This window comes from Verrucosispora sp. WMMA2121 (genome assembly GCF_027460185.1).
Taxonomy (GTDB): domain Bacteria; phylum Actinomycetota; class Actinomycetes; order Mycobacteriales; family Micromonosporaceae; genus Micromonospora; species Micromonospora palythoicola.
Genome location: NZ_JAPZBH010000006.1, coordinates 4719698 through 4739274, shown reverse-complemented (window position 1 = coordinate 4739274; position 19577 = coordinate 4719698). Strand labels below are relative to the sequence as shown.

The window sequence follows — 19577 nt, the reverse complement described above, 5'->3', positions numbered from 1 at the left end:
CCCTCCTTGGGGGATTTGCGGTTGGGAACGCCCGGCACGGGTTGTGCCGGGCGGTGGTGCGCCGGGCCGCGCGGGCAGCGGCCAGCGCGGCAGGCACGTGGATGCGGTGCGCTGCCGTGTGGGGTGCTGCGGGGATGGCGGCCCGGTCGCTCTCGGGGCTGCGTGACGCGGCCGCTAGTGGCCGGCGCCGGCGGTCTCGTCGGCCCCGGTGTTCAGGACGTAGAGACGGTCTTCGGTCGGGTCGCGGTAGATGCCGGCGTCGGCGTGGGACAGCCGCAGCGGGTTGACGCTGCCGGGCGGGCGGAGTGCGGCGTCGGACGTGCCGACCCGGATGCGGGTGGTGTGTCCGGGGAGGTTCTGCCTGCGGCAGGAGTCGGTGTGGGGCAGGACGACCAGGATGGTGTCGCCGGGGTTGTTGACGTAGCGCCGCCGTACCGTCTGGCCGGGATGCGTCTGCGCGTACGCGGCCCGTGCCTCGTCGCCGATGAGGGTGTCGATCCAGTTGCGGGCGTACCGGTACTCGCGGGCCAGCTCCCTGATGGTGTCCACGGGACCGGCGACGGTGCTCGTGGATCCGTGCAGGTCGTCTTCGTTGATCAGGAGGGTGCGCAGCCGGTCGACCGCGAGCAGCAGCTCGGTGCGCAGGTGCCGCAGGTTGGCGGCGGCTTCGGGTAGGTGTGCGGCGGCGGGAGCGGGGTCGGTGGCGTGCTGGTCGAGGGTGCGGCCGGTCGTCGCGGTGATCCAGCGGCCGACCGTGTTGCGGTGCCGCATCAGGCCACCTGCTCAGGAGGTGAGGTGGGCGATTTCGGTGGGGGTGAGCTGTGTCGGGGTTCGGTTGCGCCAGGCGTCGGAGTGGCGCAGGTGCCACCAGCGCAGCAGTGACCGGCAGGCCGAGGCGAGCTCGCCGCGCACGGGCAGCGGATACACCGTGGCCAGCGGTGCCTGATGTGGCCGGGCGATGTAGGCGGTGGGCGTCCACCCGTGGTCGGTTTCGGTGACCTCGCCGACAACGCGATCCGGATAGGGGATGTCGAAGGCGGTGGCGGCTTCGGCGTCGGGCGTCACCTGCCAGGTGTGCGGGTCGGTACGCCGCAGCGTCGCGACGCCGCGCGACGGATCGCAGCGCCGCAGGAGCAGGTGCCGCTCGTCGCCGTCTGCGATCGGCCGGTGGTTGCGCCAGGCGCGGTAGCAGGTGAGCAGCGCGGCTCCGAGCACGGCGTGTCGTTCGCGGGCGACGAGCGCGTCGGTGAGGGTCTGCTGGTAGGCGGCGATGTGCAGGTCGGCGCGGGCGGCCATCGCGTGCCGGGCCGCTGTGGAGAGCATGCCCACCCGGGCGAGAGCCTCGTCGAGGCTGGTGGTGCTGTCGGTGAAGTCGCGGGCGGTTGTGTGCAGGATGCGGGCGAGGTCACCGATTGGTTCGGGGGTGGCGGTGTCGTGGCGCCACAGGTGCTCGGGCAGGACGTCGTTGGTGTCGGCGGCGATACGCCGCAACACCGGATCGGTCAGGAACATCGAGGAACTCCTTCTCTGGTCGGGCTGGGCATGGCGATGGCCGGTCGCCGCGGGGGCTGCGACCGGCCATGGGAGGTTTAGGCGGGAGGGCTCAGGCGATGGCGACGGCGCACAGGCGTGCGCTGGAGCGCAGGCCGCGCAGGTAGGCGCACGCCTCGTTGAGGAACCGGAACCGGTCCGCGACAGAGTCACTGGCCGGGGCGAGGAGCCGGCCGTCGGTGGTGATCAGCGCGTCGCCGATGAGCGCGATGCGCCAGTGGAGCCCGACGTAGGTGGCTTCGCCGGCCTGGTAGACGGACAGTTCGTAGGGGTCGAACGAGGCGGCGAGCATCGCCAGGACGCGGGGTTGCTGCTCGAAGCGGCGGCGGGCCTCGTTCAGGGTGACCGTGCCAGGGTCGGCGTGGTGCTGGGCGAGGTAGTCCTCCCAAGGGCGGGCGGGCCGGGTGGTGGCGTTGATGTGGGTGTTCCACGCACGCCAGCGAAGGCCGGCGGCGTGGGCGGCCTGGGCGGTGGTGCCGGTCAGGTCGAGGCGGCTCTTGCGGCCTCCGGCGGCGAGGGTGACCGCGCCGAAGCGGCGGGCGGCGTCGAGCAGGTAGTAGCCGAGGAACCGGGTCAGCCAGCCGATGAAGCGGCGGTGCCGGACGCGGTAGCGGCGGGCCGGGGTGCCGTTGGCGTGCAGAAGGTCGTTGACCTTCTCCGAGGCGGCGAACCAGTCGGCGTCCTCGCCGGGGCCGAAGCAGACAGTGACGACCTTGTCGGTGAGCGGCGTGGGCTTGGGCATGGCGGAGTGCTCCCTTCGCGACAGGGGCGGGGCATGCATGGATGGGTGTGCAGGGTGGTGCCACCGGGTCGCGGCGTCTGGACCAGGAGAGCTGCCGTGTGGGGCGCGAGGTGTGGATCACGGGCCGACCGGGAGGGTGGGCTGTGGGTGATTCCGCTGGCGCGGGCAGATCCGAAAAGGGGAAACAGACGGGCGGCGGTGCGAGCAAAGAGAAGAAGCTGCACCGTAGCGTCGTGACCTGACAGCACCAGCCCGGTCAGGGATCACGACGATGCCTGCGACCTGCGGTGACAGAATCCGCGGTGCGCCTGTCAGGGTCTGTCAGCAGACGAAGTCGCCGTCGTCGTGGTAGTTCGGGTTGTCCGCTACCGGCTGGCCGTGGTCGCTGGGCAGCTCGATGAGCCGGACCCGGCCGGTGGCGCCGGCCGGGAGCCAGACCGCTTCGGCGGGCTCGCTGGTGTGGGTGGCGGTCGCGACCGGAACATCGTCGTGCGCGCCGCGGAGAAGCTGGTGGAGGTGTTCCTCGCGGTGCTCACTGCCGAGCCAGAACAGCACCGGGTAGCGGGGTCCGCCGCGCCGGGTCAGGCGTGCGTACCGGTCGAGCTTGGTCACCACCCGGCTGCGCAGGGGTTCGGTGCCGGTGTCGGCTTCCAGGAAGAACCCCACTGCGGCATCGGCGTTGCTCCACAGGCCGTGTCCGTCGGCGGTGATGGTCCGGAACTGCTTGGTGGTCAGCGACTCGGACCACCACCGGTCCAACCGCGTCTCCGGGTGCTGACGGGCGTGGGCGGTGAGGCGGACGAAGAACTCGTTCGCGGTGAGCAGGTGCCTCAGGTGTGGGTTCGCCGAGAGTCGCTGCGCGGTCTGCCGGCTGGTGCGAAGGGTGGGTTCGGGCCGGTGGTGGGCGGCGGCCTGGAAGCGGTGCCCGTGGTGGCCGAGCGTCCAGTGCCACGGGTGGCTGCCGCCGCCGTCGCGGGCGAACCGGAACCGGTCCAGCAGGCCCAGCCCGTACAGCTCACCGAGGCGGATCTGACAGGTGCGGCGGGCGTGGAACAGCATGCGGTGAATCTGGTCGGTGGTGAGGACCTGGTGGTCGTCGAGGAGCTGGAGCAGGAGACGGTCACGGTTGGTGATGTGCGGATAGATAGCCAGCAGGCTGGCAGTACGCGATTGCGGCATAGATGGCTCACCCCCGTGGAGAGAGAGTCCCGTAGGGAGTCTGGATAGGTTGATCTTGCAAATGGCCCCGTCGTCGGGCCGGTTTCGGCAGGCCAGGCACCTGACAGGCCGGGTGCGGAGGGCTCGTCTGGGGCCTCGTGTCGTGGACACCCCCAAACGAGCCTCCGATGCCGCACCCAGCCGAGGCCCCGAACGAGCGTCGTCGCTGCTCAGCGCTCGCGGGATGTCATGCGCCGCTTCATCGCGGTGCGGGCGAGTTGCTGCATCGGCGGCTCTTCGTCGGCGTGAGCGTGGGCGGCGGCGCATTCCTGCCGGATCGCGGTCGCCTCACCCACGACCGGCGCCGGTGGGTTCGTCACGAAGGTGAACCCGGGTAGCTCCCGGTTGCCGACCAGCAGCCGGGCGGCGGCGGTGTAGACGTCGAGGTGAGCCAGGTCGTGCTCGTCCAGCTCGGGTTTGGTGTGCCGGGACAACTCCCGCGCGTCGGCTGGGTCGACGTTGAAGAACACTTTCGAGCGGGCGTTGGCGGACACCGCCGCCGCGACATCCCTGGGTAGTTGGGCAAGGTCCTGGTGGGCCAGGACCAGGCCGAGCCGGAATCCGCGTGCCTCGGCCAGCATGTCTCCGACGCTGCCGGGCAGGGTGAGGAAGTTCTGGCATTCGTCGATGTAGAGGACGGCGTCTCTACGCTGGTCTTCGGGGATGCTCGCGCGGGCGATAGCGGCTTGCCATACCCGCGCGACGATCAGCGACCCGAGGATGCGGCTGGTTTCCTCGCCGAGGATGCCTTTCGGTAGCCGGCACAACAGAACACCGCCGTCGAGGATTCTGCCCATGTCGAACGAGCTGTGCGCGTTGCCGATGACGCTCTTGACGAAGTCCCGCAGCAGGAACGCCCTGAGCCTGGCGAGGACGGGGGCGATGACCTGGCCGCGGAACTGCTCGTTGATGCCGTCATACCAGACCCAGAACCCGGCGAGCCCGTCCGGGTCGTCCAGGCCGTGGGTGAACCGGCCTCGGAACTCCCGGTCCTGCAACAGCGACGGCACCAGACTCAGCGTCGGCTTGGCGTGGCGCATCAGCGTCAGACACGCCACCCGCATCGTGTCGTCCATCCGGGGACCCCACTGACCCTGGAAGATCTTCGCGAAGATCCCCACCAGGTTGTCCACGGCCAGGTGCCGATCGCCCCCGTCATCGAGAGGGTTGAAGCAGGCCGGGTTCTCCTGGTCCGGGTCGACGATCACGATCTTGCTCGCGTACGAGGCGGGAAGCCGGTCGAGGATGTCGGTGATCAGATCCCCACGCGGGTCGATGACCACCGTCCCGCGGCCGGCTTTGATGTCGCCGAGGATCATGTTCAGCAGCAGCGTGGACTTGCCGACGCCGGTCTTGCCGACCACGTGCACATGCTGGCGGGCGTCGGTCACCTTCAGCCCGACGCTGTGGTGGCCGATCTGCGACCGGCCTAACACCTTCACCCCACGGCCGCCGGAGGGCACCTGCACCGGCGCCGGCATAGCCTTGGCCCGCGCCCGGTCCAGGCCCGGCACCGCCAGGTCCAGTGGCAGCGCCGCCATGGCGGCGAGTTCCGGCACGGTGGCCAGGAACCCGCGCCGTAACCTGCGCCCGGCGATCGTGGCGACCGGTTGCGGCATCGTCATCCGCCGCAGCCGGTTCGGGCCCGTGTACGCCGCGGCAGCCGAGGCGATCGTGTGCCCGAGTCCGACCAGGCGCTCGCGGATCTGCTTCGCCCGCTGCGCGTCCGGTCGGGTGTTGTCCGGGTCGGTGGCGACGGCGAACCGGACCGCGATCTCGAAGTGCGGCACCCGCACCGCCTTGTCCACGACGGTGCGGGCGTCCGCGCTGGCAACCGGGTCCCGCTCGGCTACCCGCCGCACGGTGGCCGGTGCGCGGGTCCGGGCCGGGCCGGGCGTGAACGCGTCGAGCAGCCACAGCACAGGCTCGATCGCCAACCGGGCCGCCCCGGAGACGGCACGGGCGGCCACGTCGGGCCGCCCGTGCGGATGGGTGCTGCTGCCCGCCGCCGCCCGCCGAGCCGCGCGGACCCGTCCGGCGGGGGCCGGGCGAGCGAGGATCTGCACACACGCGTGCTCCCGATGGCGGACCTCGGCCCCGGCGGCGAGCAGCGCCCGCAGCGGATCGGCGTCGTGCTCGGCGCGCAGCGGCAGTACGTCGGTGTGCTGCGGCCAGTGCGCCCCACCCACCTCCTCACCCACCTCACCCGGAATCGGTGCGGCGGCATCGGTGGTCGTCATCGTCGCGGCGGGCCAGGCCGCCCGGACGGCGGCCTCGACCGCGCCGGGCGGCACCGTGCCGGGCACCCAGACCCGGATGGTCAGGGCGCGGCCGGTCCAGGTGTACTCCCACCCGACATGCGGGTAGCCGAACACACGCCGACGCCACACCGACGGTGTCAGCACACCCATGAGGGTGCTCCAGAACGCGGCGGCGGCCTCGGCGGTGACCTCGGGTGGCGCGGCGATGGTCAACCACCGCGCGCCGGCCGCGAACCGCCGATGCCGCCAGGCGAGCACCTGATCGTGGGCGAACACCGTGCCGACGATCACGGCGGCGGCGACGAAGCCGAGCCACGGCCGGGCGATGACCCACTGCCACACCTCGGCAGGCCAGGTCGGGGCGATCATCCCTCGTCCTGCCCGACACCAGTAACCGCGATCCGATGCTCTGCGCCCGACCCGACGCTGCGGAAGGGGATGCGCGATCGGCCCGCGACGAGCAGCCCCTCGCCCCTGGGCGCCGACAGCAGCAGCCGCGACTCCCCGGCGGTCAGGCTGAACGCCTCACTCACCGAGTCGATGGACTGCGTGCTCTGGCGCATCAACACCTGGGTCGCCGCGTTGGACACGACGGCCAGACCGAGGTCGGTGGAGAGCACGTCGGCGGCGTCCTGGGTGATGACACACAGCCCGGCGGAGCGCTTGCGGGCGGCCTTGGCCATCCGAAACAGGAACCGCGCGCCCTCGCCGTCGCGCATCAGCAGCCATGCCTCGTCCACCACCACGAGCTTGCGCCGCCGGCGTGAACTCGCGGTCGGGGTGTCGATGGCCGACCAGATCGAGTCCAGCGCGAGGAGCGTGCCGACGGTACGTAGTTCGTCGGGCAGGTGCCGCAGCGACCACACCACCAGATGTCCGGTCGGGGCGGTGGTGGTCGGCCCGCTAAACAGGCTGGCGAAGTTCCCCACCGTCCACGGGGCGAGCCGCGCGGCGAGCTGCCCGGCGGCCGGGTCGTCGTCCGCGTCGAGTGTGGCGGCCAGGTCGCGCAGCAAGGGTGCGGGTGTGGTCCAGGTGGCCGGGTCGCCGGTGATCCCCGCCGCGGCGTAGGTGGTGGTGATGGCCCGGTCCAGGGCGGCGCGTTCGGCCGGCGGCGGTGCCGCGCCGAGCATGACCGAGATCAGCGTGTGCAGGTACAGGCCACGCCGGGTCAGGGTGTCGGGCCGGTTGTCGGTGGGAACATCTAGGGGGTTGACGCGGACACCGGGCTGGCCGAGCTGCACGACGGTGCCGCCGACGTGATCGGCGAGGGGCGCGTACTCGTCCTCCGGGTCGATCACGCTGACGGTCGTGCCCTGGTACAGGTTGCGCAGGACGTCGAGCTTGACGAAGTAGCTCTTGCCCGCACCGGAGCGGGCGAGGACGACGCTGTTGTGGTTGTCCTGCGCCCACCGGTCCCAGATCAGCACCCCATTGCTGGTCGTGTTGACCCCGTAGAGCACGCCCCCGGGCGGGGCGACGGCCCCCGGAGCCGGAGCAGCGAGGTCCGCCGACGCGAGCGGGAAGGCCGCAGCGAGAGCGGTGGTGTCCAGGATGCGGCGCATCCGCAGCGGGTCCACCCCGACCGGCAACGTCGCCACCCAGCCTTGCTGATGGCGGAACGTCGCCGGCTGCAGGTCCAACAGAACACTCGCGGCGGCGGACTTCACGCCCGCGGTGACGGTGCGCAGCTCGTCCAGCGTACGGGCGTGGACGGTGACGTAGATGCCGGTGTCGAACAGCTTCGCCGCCCCGCGGGCGACCCGTTCGGCGAGGTCGGCGGCATCGGCGGCTGCCGCCTCGACCATGGGGTCACCGAGCCGTCCCTGGTCGGCATCCAAGCGGCGCGACGATTCGAAGCGGGCGCGTTGGCGTTTGAGCATCGGCGCGGCCAGCTGCGGCGCGACAGGCTCCACGTGCACCGCCACGTCGACCCGTCCGGGATAGGACAGCAGCGGGTCGAGCCAGGCGGGGCCGACCTCCGCCGGATAGCCGCACACCGCGTAGGTGGCGGCGTACCCGTCGCCGACCTGCACATGCCAGGGCGTGACCGACAACGCGGCTGGGGAGGGCATGCCCTCCCCGACCGCGACACTCTTCCTGGGTTTCCACATGTTCATGATGTGCTCCGTGAGGTGATCGGGGCGCCGGGCACCGCGCGAGGGCCAGGCACCGGTGGGGAGAACGGATCGACCGCGTTCGCGAGGGCCGAGGCGACGGCCGGCCCGTCCAGCGCGGTGGCTTCGACACCGAGGCCGGACAGGGCACGCAGGGCCGTGTCGGCGGCGTGCGCGCCGGTGACGACGGCGAGGACCTGCCGGCGTAACGGATCCCGTTCGCTGTCGAGGTCGAGGAGGAACTCGGCGTAGTCGTCGGCGGCGGCCCGCAACGCAGGGTGTGGCAGGCGCGGCGCGTGATCGACGGTCGCCTGCGCATAGACGGTCAGGTCGTGCCGCTGCGCGGCAACGACGATCTGCGCCGGCCCGGTCAGGCTGTTGAGGAACCGACCGAACCCGTCCACCAGCGCACCCTGCTCGCCGCCGGTGCGTAGGTGGATGTTCGTGGTGCCGCAGGCGATCAACACCTTGTCGCTGCCCTCGCTGGTCAGGACTCCGGTCGAGCTGACCGCCGTGACCGGCGAGCGCAGCGGCGCCGGGACGCTCGGCTTACCGGCGACGGCCGCGACCGCGCTGGCCCGCGCGGTGCCCGGAGCGAGGGTGCGCCGGCTGCGGGACAGCGTGAGGCCGTGGCGCAGCCACACGTCCAAGGGAAGTCCGTCGCGGCGGCCAAGCGCCACCACGACCGCGACAGCGAACACGAGGACCCCGGCGACGATCCACGCCGCCGGCGGGAGCAGGTGCCCGTACATGCGGTAGATCCCGAACCCGGCCAGGCCGACGCCACCGATGATGCCGAGCTGCCGAAACGTCAGGCCGAACGCGATGCGATCCGGCTCGTTCACGTTGGCCGGCACGACGGCGCGCGGGACGTTGTCATCAAGGTTGGTCATGTGTCACTCCGGTTGAAGTAGACGGGTGCGCATCCGGCGGTAGCGGCGGTGGGTGTGGGAACTCATATCGACCGCGTAGGCCGTACCGGCGTTGGCATACGCCGACCCAGGCCACGAGTCATTCCCTGGACAGCGACGGTGCGCAGGATGAGGCCGGTGATGTTCGGAGCGCGGCCCTGCTGGGTGACGAACCGGCGCATCAGGCTCGGGATCTTCACCGTGGTCCACAGGACCACGATCACCATCAGCAGGTTGAGGGTGTCCGAGCTGGGTAGGCCGAGCAGGATCGGCAGGTTCGATGTCGGGTCGACCAGCAGGTCGATGCCCGCCGAGAACGCCACCGCCTGCAACATGGGTGTGGCCAGACACCCCAGCACCGCACGCCACCACAGCCCGGCGGCGCCCTGCGTCCACGGGGTGGCGTAGCAGGCCAACGCCACCGGCGCGATGCCCGCCAGGATGACCAGCAAACCGATGCGCACCAGCCAACCGGCGACGAGCATGAACATCAGCACCACGATGAGCAGCCCGATGACCGCGATCAGAAGCGCGTTGCTCGGATCGGTCATCGCCGACGCGATACGCGCCCGGACGAAGGCGACGGTCTCGGTGGTCGGTGCGGACTCACCGGCCATCGCCACCGTCAACGCATTCGCAATCTCGATGAGCGCGCCGGTCAGCGGGACCGCGAACACGGAGAGCACGAACCCGACCACAAGCCGGGGGAGTAGGTGCTTGACGTGGTACTGGGTCTCGACCGAATCACCCAACATCACGGCGACACCGGCAGCGATGACCGCGACGACGAAGCAGGCGCTGACGACCACCGCGCTGTTGCCGGCGATCGAGCGCACCTGCGGCAACACGGTGACGTCCGGCGAGACGAAGATCGACGACGTGAGGAAGGCCAGCAGCCCGCCGAGAACGGCGTTCACCGTCTCGGCCAGCCAGCCGACCAGGGCCTCCATCAACCCGTTGATCATCATGGTTGACATGTCAGCCGCCGAGGATGCCCTGCAACACCTGCAGGATCACCGGGGCCAGCACCGCCAGGGCGTAGCCGACCAGGGCGGACTTGAAGTTGCCCTTGGCCTGCTCGACCTGCGCCGGGTCACCGCCGGCTGCCATGTAGCGCAGCCCACCGATGACCAGAAACATCGTCGCCACCAGCGCGATGATGCCCATGACCCAACCGGTGATGTTGGAGATGACCTGGTTGATGCTGTTGACCGCCAACGGCTGCGGCGTGGCGGCGAGATCAGACAGAACGGACAGAGTTGTGTGCATTGCGGCGCTCCACAAGAGATATGCGGGGCCGCCGCGGTGAGGACCAGAGCGAAGGACCGGTGAGGTCCGGTTGGGGGCGCTCCTCCCTTGCGCGATGCGAAGGAATTGCGGTGTCAGTACGCCGCGCCAGCCATGCCAGACCCGGGGGCCTCGCCGGAAGGAAATGGTCCCCACCGGGCGGGCATGCCATGGATGACATGCACCGCCCAGATCTCGGCTGTCAGGCCGATCGAACCCACCACCCGCCTGTCACACCCTGACAAGACCGGACAACGGCTCACGTCGCCGCCACCGCTTGACGATGCGCTGGCCGGTGCCATCGAGACTGTGCGTCTTGGCGGCAGATCAGTGCCCAGTTCAGGTGGCGGTGAAGACCACGGGACGCCCGGCGGTTGCAGCCCGCTGGTAGAACGCCCGAACCTCGACGAGGTTGTCCCAGGTGTAGTTGAAGTCGGCGTCGTCGAGGGCGCCGTGATAGTCGGGGTCGTCGATGGCGTCGAACCGCTGGCGCAGCTGGCGTCGGTCGACGGATTGCAGAGCGGCGGCCGCGTCCCGGGCCTCGTTCACCGTGAGGTAGACCATGACGTACTCGTCGTGCAGCCGGCGTCCGCCGAGCACCGCATGGCTGAACGGATACTCGCCACCATCGGGTTCGAGGGTGCCGTCGGTCAGGCACCGGTGGATGGCGTCCCATGCCTTATCGCTGTCGACCTTCAGGCCGTCCTCGGCCCACGACTCCTCGATCTCCTCGATAAGTTCGTCCACCGCGTCGCCGTCGCCGTCGCCGTCATCGGCGGCCGCGAGCAGCGACCGCTCCTGCTCCGGCGTGATCGCGAAGTGCACTCCCAGCACGCAGAGATCCTATGCTGATCTTCACCAGTCGTTGCGGGGGTTCAGCTCGGACCACAGCACGAAGGAGCCGCAAGGTCAGCGCGCCGATTGCGGCATGTCCGTGCATTGTCGCCGCCCTACACTCCTTCCCGTTGCCGGCACATCGTCATGAAGGAGTGGCAGGTGCGCTCGACGCTGACCCTCGCGGCGATCACGCTCGACTGCGCCGACCCCTTGGAGTTGGCCGCGTTCTACCAGCGGGCCACCGGACTCGCACTGCATCCCAAGTCCGACGACGAGTTCGCCGGGCTCACCCGTGAAGACGGGTTGTTCATCGGCTTCCAGCGAGTCAGCGACTACCAGCCACCACGCTGGCCGGAACAGAGTGTGCCCCAGCAAGTACACCTCGACTTCACAGTCGACGACATCGACGCAGCCGAGGCCATGCTCCTGGAGCTGGGTGCGGCAAAGCCCGAGCACCAGCCGGACGGAGACCGATTCCGGGTACTCACCGACCCGGCCGGGCACCCCTTCTGCCTAGTCCCACGCCAGGACTGACGTCACCTTCAGCGACGAGCGCTCCGCGGCATGTCAGGGCGTCTCAGGTCGTAGATTCTTCCCGCAAATGATCAGAGACTTTGCCCTACCCTCGGCCGGTGACCAACTCGGAGGACCTCGTCCAGAACCTGGACGAGTCTGCTGTCGACCTGAGGATCGGCACGCCGGAGCGCGACGCCGCGCGCGAGGCACTCGACGAACATCTCGCCGCCGAGCGGCTGGACCATGCCGAGTACGAGCAGCGATGGGCAGCGTGCCAGACGGCGCGTATCCAGTCTGAACTGCTGCAGGTCTTCGTTGACCTACCCGCTCCCCATCCCGACCTTCCCCGGTCGCCAGGCCCGTCGGCAGACGCCGACGAGGACATGCCGCCCCTCGCGGTAGCGGTCTGCCTCGCGCTGCTGCTGGGGCTGCCGGTGACGGTCGTGCTCGGCTTCGTATACGGCGCTTGGTGGAGCCTTGCGGTGCCGGTGGCCCTGAGCGTGGCGCTGGTCTACACCGAGCACCTGCTGAACCGTGGACGCAGCCAACAACCGCAATAGACGGTCGGACGCGACTCGCGGCCATGAACGGGCGACAGTCCGGTCGGACCGAGGACCGTGATGATCGCACAGGCCGTACGGTCAACCCGTGGAAGTTTTCCTGCTCTGGCACGTTCGACACGCACGTTTCGTCGACGGTAGCCCCACCAAACATCGGGGCGAGGACGGCGAGTTGGTCTGGGACGAAGAAGGCGGGGACGACCTGAAGATCCTTGGCGTCTACTCCAGCCAGCAGAAGGCAGACGAACGCATGGTGGCCGCACGGAGGCTTCCCGGGTTCCGCGACGAGCCGGACTGCTTCCTCGTCGACTCCTACCCCCTCGACGAAGACAGGTAGACCGTGGGCTTCGTCACGGTGCCGCAATACGAGTAACCGGTCGCGCGCTGGCCGGCAGACACGCGGTCAGCGGCAGAAGCGTGCATCGTGGCGCTGGCCGTGAGAGCCGCTGGGCGGCGGCTGGCGAGTAGTGTTCGAGTGTTGCGTCGGCTTCTCGAAGATGGGGCCTCACATGGCATCGGGTTCGGTCGACGTCCATTCTCAGCGGGAAGCCGAGGACATCAAGGTCTGGTTCCGGTTCATCCCGCGGGAGGGCTGGTTGCCATTCGATACGGAAGGGTTGTGGGCAACACGGGTTGGCGAGGATCTGGCCCAGGTCCGCAACGTGCCGTTCCTGCAGGACGGAGTGGCTGAGGATGACATCATACGTTTCGTGACGGACGCCGACGGGCGGTTCTGGTCTGTGGAACAGGTCCAAGCCTCCGGCAACTGCACGGTGCGGGTGCTTCCGAATCCCGCTGGGCCACTCGGCCGGTCGGCGCGGGCCGTGCACGCCGAGTTCGCGGCCTTCAATCTCGGCGGTGAGGTCTTCAGCGAGCAGTTGCCGCTGGTGGCGTTCAATATTCCGGCCGACGCGGACTTCGCCGCCATCAAACTGGTGTTGGAACGTGGCCAGAACAGCGGCTGGTGGCACTACGAGGTGGGATCTGGGAGCACACGATGGTGGGACGCCTGACTTCCCTGGATCGATCCACGATTCGCGCCGGGCGACCACTCGACGATCTGCGGCAGATCCAGATGGGTCAGCCAGTGGCTGTCACTGCGGCTTGTAGGTGCTTTCGGGTGTCGTCGTCGAATGCGACGAGTCTTGCAAGCTGGACGTTTGTCAAAGTGGACCTGATCGTTGCTACAGCGATCCGGGCGGCCTGGTCGGCAGGGAAGCCGTAGACGCCGGTGGCGATTGCCGGGAAGGCGACGCTGCGGGCGCCGAGTTCGTCGGCGACCTGCAGGCTCCTGCGGTAGCAGGAGGCCAGAAGGTCGGCCTCACCGTGGCCGCCGCCTTCCCAAATCGGCCCGACAGCATGGATGATGTGCCGCACCGGCGGGTCGAGGTCGAATGCCGGGGTAGCCACTGCGTCTCCCGGCTCGCAGGGGCCGATCGCACCTCCAGCCTGCGCCAGGCGAGGCCCAGCAGCGCGGTGAACCGCGCCGTCCACACCCCCGCCACCGAGCAGTGACTCGTTCGCGGCCGTGACGATGGCGTCCACGTGCTCCCGCGTGATGTCACCCATCACAATCTCGATCACGACCACAGCAGGATCCTGGCACACCAGACGACGGCGTGCCGACCCACCGTCGCCAACCGCGCAGCCACTTCATCCAGACAGATCGACAGCTCCCGCCGCACGATCTGCGGCAAATGAGCGTGTGCTCGGGGCATCGCACAGGTAGCTTGCCTCCTCGTGGAGAACAACGCTGCGTACGCACCGTTGCTCTCTACGATGTGGCCAGTCTTCACCGCCGAACTCGGCGCAGCGCTCGGGGCCGAAGGCGAGGAACCGTTGGCGGAGCAGGTTGGGCGGCTGCGAGTGGTGCAGACGTGCGGTTGCGGGGACGGCTTCTGCCAGAGCTTCTACACCGCGCCGCCGCCGGCTGGCGCCTATGGCGATGGCCACCGCAATGTCTGCCTCGACGCGCCTTGGCCGGGCCACCTCATCCTCGACGTGGTCCACGACGAGATCAGGTACGTCGAAGTGCTGTACCGATTACCGCTGTGCTGACCGCTCCCACCTCCGCAGTCGCGCGGTCGGCGGCATGACCGCGTGCCCGAGTCTGCGTCGGCGCCACACGGGGCCGCGGCCGAGTAGGTGCCGCGGCCGCCCGAGGGCCGCTTCAGGGCGCGCTCGCTGAGCATGGAGCCGGGCTCGATGCTCTTGAAGGGGGACGTAGCGTCCTTGTCGTGACAGGTCATTGGCATCCGGAACACGGGCCCGAAGGCTTCCTGGCGGCAGCTGCCGATCAGGCACGTCTTGTGCTCGATGCCGGAGAGGGCTGGCCCACCTACTCCGCGGGCCTCGAGTTCCAAGGGCTGGCCGTGGGTGCAATGTCCGAGACCCCTGCAGGCGAGTATCTGCCCGACGTTCCGACCGCGCTCAACCTCATCTGGGGAGCGCTGACAGATGAGATGGACGCCCCTGGAAGGGGACCACCGGAGCAGGACGCCGCTGCAGTCCGACACATGAAGCAGGCGGCAACCGAATGGCTCACCGTCGTCAATTCGCCCGTCGACAGGGCAACCTACCTTGATCACTGGGTACACGAGGAGTGCGGCTACCGACGGAGTCTCTGACCATCGGCATCCCGCAACTGGTGGGAAAGTCGCCGGGAAAGCGCCCCATTGTGGACCAACCACCTGCAACGACCGCTACGCCCGGGCGGCGGCATGAGCGAGCACCTGACCGAGCGCGCGTTCACACGGTTCCTCGGTGTGAGCCTGGCGTGCCTGAGAAGTTGTTCGACCAGGCAGGCTGCCGGTGCCCGGTGAGGCAGCCACAGCGTGAGCCGGGGTGTACCCAACGGCAGCGCGGGCCTGAAGTCCTTCGGCAACCGGTTCCGGCCAGCCGCGCAGCAGGCGCACAAGCTCGTCAACTGGCACTGCGGGGTTCTCCGCCAGCCCGCGTAGTACCAGATCCCGTTGCACGCGAACGAGCGTAGGCGGCTGGTCAAGCGAGTTCCGACTACGGCGCGGCCTGTGCTCCTCGGGCGGCCAGCGCACCCGGACTGCGGCTGGATTCGGGTGCTGAGCGCGGTCGCTGTCTGCCGTGGCAGTTGAGCCGGCCGTGCGCGTGCGACTCGGTTCCGCGGTCGCTGCCCCGCAGCCGTCGCTGGCTCAGCGAACCTGCGGCGGGCGAGCGTGGTTTCCCGCTCCCCAGTAGAACGGCCCGGACGTGGAACGGACTTTGATGCGCCAACCCATCCGGTCGAGCTGCTGTTCGAGGTCTTCGGGCTGGTACGGAACCTTGACGATTCGATAAGCCGTTCCGTCGGTGAGCCGGCGTTGGACGACCACGGAGTCCTCGCCCTCGATGAGTTCCTCGACCGTGCGGTACCCGTCGTCGACGAAGAACACCCTTCCATCCGGTAGCAAACAGTCGGCCACCATCGACCAGAATGACGCGAAGCGTTCGGGCGGAACGTGCGACAACCAGAACCCGAAGAACACGACGTCGTAGCGACGGTCCGGCCGCCAGCCGAACAAATCAGCCAGCACAAATCGGACCCGCTGCTTGCCCACCCGGGCAGAGGCGATGCCGAGCATCTCAGCGGAGGCGTCCACGGCGGTCACGTCGGTGGCATGCCGCACCAACTGGCCGGTCCAAGTGCCTGGGCCGCAGGCGAGTTCGAGCACGCTACCGGTCGGCCGGAACGCATCCAGCGCCTCGGACAGCTCACCGCCGCCGGGCAACGGCAGCGCATGATCGTCGTACTCGGGAGCAACCGCCCGATAAAACCCGGCCTGCTCGTCGAGCAACTCCGCCAGATCGTCGCGACCAACCATCGGTCGAATATCCCGGAACACGGACCGGGCCGCAACATCGACAAGATCGGCAGCTCAGAACGGTCCGAGCGACCCGCTCATCGGCTACGACCGCACGTGGCATGCCGCCGCTCTTGGTCACGTTCTGTGACGCCCGGTCGGCGGCATGAGAGTTCACCGCTGATGCCGAGGGTTGTGCACGTTCGTGAACGGACGGGATACTGACGATTTTCCGGCAGAGCGGGCTTTCGCCGAAGGAGCGCAACTTGTCGACGAGCTATGAGGGTAGCCAGCGGCCGCACGCGTCGCTCGAAGCCGAGTTCCAGGATGCCTGCGATGCCGCAGTGGGCGCGTGTCGGAGGCTCTCGCCCCCCTACAACCCGGCGGCATGGGTCGGAATGCCTGGCAGGCATGGCGCTGCGGAGGCTGCGCGGCGGCTCGTAATCAGCGGAGACATCCAGACCGGTTTCGAGAGACTGGTCCAGGCAGGACGACCAGAACTCACCATTGAGTGGGCAATCCTCGACGCCAGATGGAAGCCCATCTTCAACGAACAGCACCGGGAAGCAGCTCGGTGGCGCCTGCGTCAGGCCGGGATCCAGCCACCGGCTTGACTCTCGCCAAGACTCTGCGGCCGGCATCCACTGCACCGCGCCGTAGGCGCCCCTGCGGGCGACACATCCGCCCGGCGATCTGAGTGTGTGGCCCGCCGAACAGGTGGAAGGGCAGTTGGATTAGTTCAACTTTGCTGCAGCAAACAAAGGAGGGCGGGGCAGCGCGTGGACGACGAATACTATGAGGCCGATGACGATATCTGGGACTATGACGAACCTGTCCCCGCCGTCACGTACGCCGATGCGGTGCAACAGCTAACGGCGTTGGCGTCCCTCCGCTCTGACGTCCGAATTGAATGGTCCGGTAATCGCGGGCCGCGAGGAGATGCTCGCCTCGTATTCCTAAAGGAGAACGGCGACGCGATCCTTAGAACCAGGTTCCGATCCGCCACCGACTTACCTGGGGCGCGGCGGTTGGTCGAGCAAGTACATCCGATTCCCGAACATCGAGCCTTGTGGGTCAAGTCGGAGGACGTCATCGAAGCCTGGCTGGCCGGGCCTCGGGACGACATCATCCTTGCCCTATCTCGCCAATTGAGGCCGAAGCTGAAGACGAGGGCGAACCTGCATGAGCATCCGGTGGTCCAAGACGTGTTCGGCCTGCTGAATTCAACTGGTCTATTGAACGTAGATGACAAGCGGCCACACGGTCGAGGCGCACGAACTCTGCGGATCGCAGGCGCATGTGACAGCCTCCTTGTTGCATACGCTGGAAGCCGTCGAAGGGAACTCCCAGGAATCGCTCTCAAACTGGGCGGCTTCTCGCCGGCGGACGCCAGTGAAGCGAAGGATGCGCTGGAGTCTTACGGGTCAAGCTACTTGCATATGCTGGCGTCAAATCTAGACCTGCCGGTGAGGCTTTGGAGCCCAGCGTACAAGCAGGTGCCAAGTGCCCGCACTAACTCGCGAAGCAGAATTCGTTTTCCGTCTCGGCGGCACGATTTAATTCCTACTGAGCTGTACGGGGCTGCAAACACGCCGGGCCGAGATGCTTTGGAAAGGTACCTCAAGTATTATCAGGTTCTGGAATACTACTACTTGCGGGCGGCAACGTCATACTCGGCGTCGATTGGTAAGTCTGGCACCCAAGGCGTCGTTCCCTCCAGAAAGCAGTTGAGCATCGAGCCTGGTCAGATTGAAGCACTCCTACGCATCGCCATGCAGCCGAGACAGCTCGAAGGGTTCCTCCGCGGAAGCAACATACTCGCGGTAGCATCTGATAGCAGAGTAATCGCCGATGTGAGAACCCTCGAACGGGATCCAAATGGCCAGCCGAAACCTGGGTTCGATTATCGAGATGACGTTGCCATGAGGATCTACGGTATCAGATGTAGAATCGTGCATGCCAAAGAACCGGGCAGAGGTGGTAAGCGAACTGGCCGGCCACTCCTGCCCTTCAGTCGTGAGGCTCGTAGCCTCCAATCCGACATCCAGCTCGTGAGATTCGTCGCCGAGCGAGTGATGGATCATTGGGCAACGCCCTTGCCTTGACGAATGGCGGCGGTGTCAGAACCCAGAAACGATCAGCAAGGACTGCGGACGTTCGAGCCTTTCCTAAATATCCGTTTTCCGTGCGGCGAACCCCAAGCCGGCCTTTCGTGCATCACGACGCACATTGTCGCAGATACTCTTGACCTTGGCGCGGTGGTCTCGCTGCATAATCCGACGCACTCATCTCGGCTACGAGCGGACGCTGACCGGGCGCGTGATCAGCGGCAGAACACTGGACCTGTCTGCGAGTTTCGACGCCGTCGCGCCGTAAGCCGCTGATGGCCTGGGTGTTTACTTGCCCCTGGTTGGCAAGACCGGGCGTCCGCACCGGAGGAATCCCAGAGCCTCGTCACGTAGCCCTTCCAGCACTTTGACGTTATGCAGCATGACGCCTGGGTCGTAGGTATGGGTCACCTTCAGCCTCGACATCCGATCGAGCACATCCTCGTCGGTCAGTTGGGCCAGCCACGCTGTGATCTGCTGGTCGCTCGGGGAGCCGTCCACCTGGCCGATCAGATCTACCAGGTCGGTCCGAACGACTGCCGCGCCCAGGCGCTGTTTTTGGCGATCTGCGGCCGACGTCGTCGAACCCATCGACATCGCGCGGCGTTCGTCCTGGTGGCCAACAGCGATCTCATAGCGCGGCGGAAGTGCCGGCTCGGGCGGCTCCGTGCCCGTGACGAGGCGCGGCACCGCCTGGGTGCGGACCCAGTGGGAGATCTCATCGAGCTCCTGCATCAGCACCGGCCACCGGTCCGTGCCCGGTCGATTGATTCCGATCGTCGGAAACAGGGTGACGGGGATGATGGTGCCGATCGGGGTTTCCGCGATTACGTCGCCGACGCGCAGCGGCTCTTCGGGCCGCGGTGGCAAGTCGCGTACCGAGCGGGGCGTTTGGTCTTCCTGGTACATGGCAGCCAGGCGGACCGCGGTGATCGCGGGCGTCCTGTGCTTCGCGTGGTTCGTGTGGAGCACCAGTCGAGCCAGAGGGTGCATCCGAGGATCGCTCTGACGATGGAAGGGCTGCAGGCGATCGATCCGCCGCACGAGTTCGCTGCCAGCTCGCAGTGACGGCGGACGGTTACGAAGTTGCTTCCTCGTCCACTCCTCGAACTTGTCGTACGTGTCCGACGCAGGCATCTCGACGAGCCTGGCCGCCTTCTCGTCGAGCGGCGCACCGTCCAAGAACTCGACCTCGGCGAACAGTGCGTGCTCAAGCGCGGCCCGCAGTGCCACCAACGCGTCGGCCACGAGGAGTGGCACCTTGCGTGGGATCGGAGCCACGCTGCCTACGACGGTCCGGCTGAATGATCCCGCCGGAACCTCGCGCAAGCCGACCACGCCATCGGCCTGCGTCTGGTAGGCGAAGAGCAGATCGCCGACCTGCCCGATCAGCTCGTCCGCGTGCGAGAGCGTCGCGGCGACGCCGAGATGGCGCTCGGGGAGCCAATGGGGCGTCGAGTCCGTCACGCTGCGATCTTACGTGGTGTCGAAATCGGGCACCCTCGTGCAACGCACCGTTCTCGGCCCGACCGCACGCTGGGCACTGCCGTCCTTAATCACGTTTTGTGACGCCGGTCGGCGGCACGAGAGTGCGATCGAGGGCCGATTTTCCAGCGTCCGCTAGCATTCGGCATCGGCCGCCGTCCCGTCGTCGGTG

21 protein-coding genes are annotated in these 19577 nt (G+C 68.1%); 8 read left to right on the top strand and 13 right to left on the bottom strand.

Going from position 1 to position 19577, the window contains the following annotated elements; all coding sequences use genetic code 11:
• Positions 1-174: 174 nt before the first annotated feature.
• The 10 genes from O7605_RS30125 to O7605_RS30080 form a co-directional block, all read right to left on the bottom strand.
• Positions 175-771: a hypothetical protein gene (locus O7605_RS30125; protein ID WP_269742359.1), complete on the bottom strand. Its 597-nt coding sequence runs from the start codon at positions 769-771 to the stop codon at positions 175-177.
• Between the two features lie 12 nt (positions 772-783).
• Positions 784-1512, bottom strand: coding sequence for a hypothetical protein (locus O7605_RS30120; protein WP_269742358.1), 729 nt, complete (start codon positions 1510-1512; stop codon positions 784-786).
• A 91-nt stretch (positions 1513-1603) separates the two neighbouring features.
• Positions 1604-2293, bottom strand: coding sequence for a hypothetical protein (locus tag O7605_RS30115; RefSeq protein ID WP_269742357.1), 690 nt, complete (start codon positions 2291-2293; stop codon positions 1604-1606).
• 321 nt (positions 2294-2614) lie between these two features.
• Positions 2615-3472, bottom strand: coding sequence for a replication-relaxation family protein (locus O7605_RS30110; RefSeq protein WP_269742356.1), 858 nt, complete (start codon positions 3470-3472; stop codon positions 2615-2617).
• A gap of 209 nt (positions 3473-3681) precedes the next feature.
• On the bottom strand, positions 3682-6141 hold the full coding sequence (locus O7605_RS30105; protein WP_269742355.1) for a type IV secretory system conjugative DNA transfer family protein: 2460 nt from the start codon (positions 6139-6141) through the stop codon (positions 3682-3684).
• Positions 6138-7889, bottom strand: coding sequence for a VirB4 family type IV secretion system protein (locus O7605_RS30100; protein ID WP_269742354.1), 1752 nt, complete (start codon positions 7887-7889; stop codon positions 6138-6140). The genes O7605_RS30105 and O7605_RS30100 overlap by 4 nt, the downstream gene beginning before the upstream one ends.
• Positions 7886-8779 (bottom strand): PrgI family protein, encoded by an 894-nt coding sequence (locus O7605_RS30095; protein ID WP_269742353.1) that lies wholly within the window; start codon positions 8777-8779, stop codon positions 7886-7888. Before O7605_RS30095 ends, O7605_RS30100 begins: the two co-directional genes overlap by 4 nt.
• A gap of 62 nt (positions 8780-8841) precedes the next feature.
• Positions 8842-9774: a conjugal transfer protein TrbL family protein gene (locus O7605_RS30090; RefSeq protein WP_269742352.1), complete on the bottom strand. Its 933-nt coding sequence runs from the start codon at positions 9772-9774 to the stop codon at positions 8842-8844.
• A 1-nt stretch (position 9775) separates the two neighbouring features.
• The gene (locus O7605_RS30085) at positions 9776-10066 is read right to left on the bottom strand and encodes a pilin (protein WP_269742351.1); all 291 of its coding nucleotides are present in this window, start codon (positions 10064-10066) and stop codon (positions 9776-9778) included.
• A 357-nt stretch (positions 10067-10423) separates the two neighbouring features.
• The gene (locus tag O7605_RS30080) at positions 10424-10918 is read right to left on the bottom strand and encodes a YfbM family protein (protein ID WP_269742350.1); all 495 of its coding nucleotides are present in this window, start codon (positions 10916-10918) and stop codon (positions 10424-10426) included.
• Between the two features lie 162 nt (positions 10919-11080).
• Between O7605_RS30080 and O7605_RS30075 the strand changes: the two genes are divergently transcribed.
• The 4 genes from O7605_RS30075 to O7605_RS30060 all read left to right on the top strand — a co-directional run bounded on the left by O7605_RS30075 (position 11081) and on the right by O7605_RS30060 (position 13010).
• Positions 11081-11455: a VOC family protein gene (locus O7605_RS30075; RefSeq protein WP_269742349.1), complete on the top strand. Its 375-nt coding sequence runs from the start codon at positions 11081-11083 to the stop codon at positions 11453-11455.
• A gap of 98 nt (positions 11456-11553) precedes the next feature.
• Entirely contained in the window at positions 11554-11997 is a 444-nt protein-coding gene (locus tag O7605_RS30070) for a DUF1707 SHOCT-like domain-containing protein (RefSeq protein WP_269742348.1), read from the top strand.
• An 88-nt stretch (positions 11998-12085) separates the two neighbouring features.
• Positions 12086-12334 (top strand): hypothetical protein, encoded by a 249-nt coding sequence (locus tag O7605_RS30065; protein ID WP_269742347.1) that lies wholly within the window; start codon positions 12086-12088, stop codon positions 12332-12334.
• 172 nt (positions 12335-12506) lie between these two features.
• Positions 12507-13010 carry a DUF4265 domain-containing protein gene (locus tag O7605_RS30060; RefSeq protein ID WP_269742346.1) on the top strand — a complete coding sequence of 168 codons (504 nt, stop codon included), beginning with the start codon at positions 12507-12509 and terminating at the stop codon, positions 13008-13010.
• Positions 13011-13077: 67 nt separating this feature from the next.
• Here the strand turns inward: O7605_RS30060 and O7605_RS30055 are convergent, their stop codons facing one another.
• Complete coding sequence (locus O7605_RS30055) at positions 13078-13587, bottom strand: O-acetyl-ADP-ribose deacetylase (RefSeq protein WP_269742345.1); 510 nt, start codon at positions 13585-13587, stop codon at positions 13078-13080.
• A 150-nt stretch (positions 13588-13737) separates the two neighbouring features.
• Here O7605_RS30055 and O7605_RS30050 point away from each other — a divergent pair, with 150 nt between their 5' ends.
• The 3 genes from O7605_RS30050 (at position 13738) to O7605_RS30040 (ending at position 14957) form a co-directional block, all read left to right on the top strand.
• Positions 13738-14055 carry a hypothetical protein gene (locus tag O7605_RS30050; RefSeq protein WP_269742344.1) on the top strand — a complete coding sequence of 106 codons (318 nt, stop codon included), beginning with the start codon at positions 13738-13740 and terminating at the stop codon, positions 14053-14055.
• Positions 14056-14234: 179 nt separating this feature from the next.
• Entirely contained in the window at positions 14235-14624 is a 390-nt protein-coding gene (locus O7605_RS30045) for a hypothetical protein (RefSeq protein ID WP_269742343.1), read from the top strand.
• Positions 14625-14831: 207 nt separating this feature from the next.
• The gene (locus tag O7605_RS30040) at positions 14832-14957 is read left to right on the top strand and encodes a hypothetical protein (RefSeq protein ID WP_269742342.1); all 126 of its coding nucleotides are present in this window, start codon (positions 14832-14834) and stop codon (positions 14955-14957) included.
• 207 nt (positions 14958-15164) lie between these two features.
• Here O7605_RS30040 and O7605_RS30035 read toward each other — a convergent pair whose 3' ends face one another.
• Positions 15165-15833 carry a class I SAM-dependent methyltransferase gene (locus tag O7605_RS30035; protein ID WP_269742341.1) on the bottom strand — a complete coding sequence of 223 codons (669 nt, stop codon included), beginning with the start codon at positions 15831-15833 and terminating at the stop codon, positions 15165-15167.
• Between the two features lie 758 nt (positions 15834-16591).
• Here O7605_RS30035 and O7605_RS30030 point away from each other — a divergent pair.
• Positions 16592-17917 carry a hypothetical protein gene (locus tag O7605_RS30030; protein ID WP_269742340.1) on the top strand — a complete coding sequence of 442 codons (1326 nt, stop codon included), beginning with the start codon at positions 16592-16594 and terminating at the stop codon, positions 17915-17917.
• Positions 17918-18208: 291 nt separating this feature from the next.
• Here the strand turns inward: O7605_RS30030 and O7605_RS30025 are convergent, their stop codons facing one another.
• Positions 18209-19387, bottom strand: a complete 1179-nt coding sequence (locus O7605_RS30025) for a hypothetical protein (RefSeq protein ID WP_269742339.1) — start codon at positions 19385-19387, stop codon at positions 18209-18211.
• Positions 19388-19577: the final 190 nt, after the last annotated feature.

What these genes read in the sequence shown, in the direction of transcription:
- O7605_RS30125 (WP_269742359.1), bottom strand. Translation starts at nt 771, where the DNA reads ATGCGGCACCGCAACACGGTCGGCCGCTGGATCACCGCGACGACCGGC.
- O7605_RS30120 (WP_269742358.1), bottom strand. Translation starts at nt 1,512, where the DNA reads ATGTTCCTGACCGATCCGGTGTTGCGGCGTATCGCCGCCGACACCAAC.
- O7605_RS30115 (WP_269742357.1), bottom strand. Translation starts at nt 2,293, where the DNA reads ATGCCCAAGCCCACGCCGCTCACCGACAAGGTCGTCACTGTCTGCTTC.
- O7605_RS30110 (WP_269742356.1), bottom strand. Translation starts at nt 3,472, where the DNA reads ATGCCGCAATCGCGTACTGCCAGCCTGCTGGCTATCTATCCGCACATC.
- O7605_RS30105 (WP_269742355.1), bottom strand. Translation starts at nt 6,141, where the DNA reads ATGATCGCCCCGACCTGGCCTGCCGAGGTGTGGCAGTGGGTCATCGCC.
- O7605_RS30100 (WP_269742354.1), bottom strand. Translation starts at nt 7,889, where the DNA reads ATGAACATGTGGAAACCCAGGAAGAGTGTCGCGGTCGGGGAGGGCATG.
- O7605_RS30095 (WP_269742353.1), bottom strand. Translation starts at nt 8,779, where the DNA reads ATGACCAACCTTGATGACAACGTCCCGCGCGCCGTCGTGCCGGCCAAC.
- O7605_RS30090 (WP_269742352.1), bottom strand. Translation starts at nt 9,774, where the DNA reads ATGTCAACCATGATGATCAACGGGTTGATGGAGGCCCTGGTCGGCTGG.
- O7605_RS30085 (WP_269742351.1), bottom strand. Translation starts at nt 10,066, where the DNA reads ATGCACACAACTCTGTCCGTTCTGTCTGATCTCGCCGCCACGCCGCAG.
- O7605_RS30060 (WP_269742346.1), top strand. Translation starts at nt 12,507, where the DNA reads ATGGCATCGGGTTCGGTCGACGTCCATTCTCAGCGGGAAGCCGAGGAC.
- O7605_RS30035 (WP_269742341.1), bottom strand. Translation starts at nt 15,833, where the DNA reads ATGGTTGGTCGCGACGATCTGGCGGAGTTGCTCGACGAGCAGGCCGGG.